This window comes from Henriciella sp. (assembly GCF_049649345.1).
Lineage (GTDB): Bacteria > Pseudomonadota > Alphaproteobacteria > Caulobacterales > Hyphomonadaceae > Henriciella.
Genome location: NZ_JBARZC010000365.1, coordinates 1 through 2,339, shown reverse-complemented (window position 1 = coordinate 2,339; position 2,339 = coordinate 1). Strand labels below are relative to the sequence as shown.

At 60.5% G+C, this 2,339-nt stretch carries 3 protein-coding genes; 2 read left to right on the top strand and 1 reads right to left on the bottom strand.

Going from position 1 to position 2,339, the window contains the following annotated elements; translation table 11 throughout:
- Together WA989_RS10020 and WA989_RS10015 are read left to right on the top strand one after the other, a co-directional pair.
- Positions 1 to 1,312 (top strand): flavin monoamine oxidase family protein (locus WA989_RS10020; RefSeq protein ID WP_424340360.1); only part of this gene is annotated, 1,312 nt, incomplete at its 5' end.
- An 11-nt stretch (positions 1,313 to 1,323) separates the two neighbouring features.
- Positions 1,324 to 1,875 (top strand): RidA family protein, encoded by a 552-nt coding sequence (locus WA989_RS10015; RefSeq protein WP_424340359.1) that lies wholly within the window; start codon positions 1,324 to 1,326, stop codon positions 1,873 to 1,875.
- On the opposite strand, the gene WA989_RS10010 is transcribed toward WA989_RS10015, so the two are convergent.
- Positions 1,872 to 2,339: hypothetical protein (locus tag WA989_RS10010; protein ID WP_424340358.1), on the bottom strand; the 468-nt coding region annotated here is incomplete at its 5' end. The genes WA989_RS10015 and WA989_RS10010 overlap by 4 nt on opposite strands.

Genomic DNA, 2,339 nt, shown 5'->3' with positions numbered 1-2,339 from the left:
TGTCTGGACTGTGCGGCGCGACACGATCCTGGAGCATGATCATCTACCGGCCCAACGCTGCCAGTTCAGCCCCGGCCAGTATTTCAATGCAGGCGCGGCGCGAATCCCCGGCGTGCACAAGGGCATCCTCTCCTACTGCCGCGAGTTTGGCGTCGCGCTTGAACCGCACGTCAATGAAAGCGGCAGCGCGAAATTCGTGAGCTCCGGTGTGCGCAACGGCCAGCCGCTGGAGCACAGGCAGGTCGTCAATGATGTGAGGGGCGGGGTCAGTGAGCTCCTCTCAAAAGCTGTCGGCCGCGGCTCGCTCGATGGAGAGATGACATCGGACGACAAGGAGAGGCTGCTTACCTTCCTCGATTTTTACGGCGCGCTTGGAAACAGCCACGCCTATGAAGGCTCCAACCGCAGTGGCTATGATATCGAGCCGACTATCCTGAATGTGCCGAGCAAGTCCCGGACGCCTATTCCGATTGCCGAGCTGATCGGTGACCCGACCATCATGTTCAATCTGATGTTCAGCCAGACCATGTTCCAGCAGGCGACGATGATGCAGCCGGTCGGCGGGATGGATAATATCCCCTACGCCTTTGCCGCGAGAATGCGCCGGGATATCCGTTACGGCGTCCGTGTCAGCCATCTGACCCGCTCTGATAACGGTGTGAGGGTGCTGTTCGATCAGCAGGATGGCACGGCGGGTGTCGCCGAAGCCGACTATTGCGTCTGCACGCTGCCATTCTCGGTCATGAAGGGGGTGAACACGACGCTGTCTGCACCAGTGAAGGCGGGGATCGCGTCTTTCGACTATGACGCAGCAGGCAAAGTCGCCTGGCAGTCAAAACGCTTCTGGGAAACCGATGAACACATCTATGGCGGGCTTTCCTACGCCGATACCGATTCAAATCTCGCCTGGTATCCAAGCCAGGATTTCCATGCGCCGGAAGGCGTCCTTATCGGGACCTATAATTTCGTTGATCAGGCAGAGCGGTTTGCCGGCATGTCGCTCAATGAGCAATTTGCCGCCTCCCGCGCCTCGGTCGACAAGATCCATCCGGGCAAGGCTGTCCAGCTCCAGAGACCGGTCGCAGTGAACTGGGGGCATGTGCCTTATACAATGGGGGCCTGGGCGCACGAATCCTTTGGCGGCCCGCCCGTCGATCATGACACGCCCGAAACACGCGCCGTGCAGGCGGGCGACGGCCCGATCGTCTTTGCCGGCCAGCATCTCAGCCCGATCGGGGCGTGGATGGAAGCGGCTGTGCGGTCGGCCCATCATGCCGTCGGCCAGATCCACGAAAGAACGAGAGCAAATTGAGAGGAAAGCCAATGCCCATCAAATGTGTCCACCTTGCGGGCAGCCTGATTGCGAGCGCCTTGCTGGTTTCAGCTTGCAGCGGCGCTGAGGAGCCTGAACAGACGTCGAGCGAGCCCGGCACGCCGGGCGTCATCAACCGGATTCCTATTCCGGGGTCGGACTTTCCGATTTCGGTAGGGGTGCAGATCTCCTCGGATGCGGAAATTCTCTATGTCAGCGGCGTGGTGCCGCAGGTTGTCGATCCGGAGGCCGACCCGAATAGCCGCGAGGCCTATGGGGATACAAAACAGCAGACAGAAACTGTCCTGCAGGCGATGAAGGAGCGGATGGAGGCGGCCGGCTGGTCGCTAGGCGATATCGTGATGATGCGGGTCTATCTCGTCGGCGATGAGGCCACAGATGGCCGTCTCGATTTTGCCGGTTTCATGGAAGGCTATTCGCAATTCTTCGGCACGCCTGAACAGCCGAACAAACCGGCCCGCGCCGTCATGGAGGTGGCAGGCCTTATCCGGCCGGGCTGGCGTGTCGAAATCGAAGCACAGGCGGCCCGTATTCCGGACTAGAAGCGCTTCAGCGCCGAGACCAGCGCGCGTGTTGCCGGCTGCTTCATTTCAGGCAGGCCGGCGATGAGACGCGCAAGCGTTTCGCGCTCTGTTTTGGTGTTGCCGAGATCATAAAGCCAGGCCGCGTGCGCCATTGCCTTGAGTTGCTCTGCGCCCGGCGGCTTTGCAGAGCCATCCTCCTTGTCCCATCGGCCGATATGGAAGGACCGGGTCACTTTCTCGTCAGTGTTCGCGATCAGGAACAGGAAGCCCGATGGCGACGACACGTTCTTGATGACCGTGTCCGGGATGAGGTCCAGCCAGGTCTGGTTCTGCTGCCAGCGCCACGTGTTCGGACTGTTTTTCGTGCGATGCGTGAGACCGATAATTCTGAGGCGGCGCTGAACGGCATTCCAGTCTGCACCGGTCTCTCGCGCCATTCTGTGAAGGACCGAAATCAGCGACTTCATCGTGCCGCCATAGGC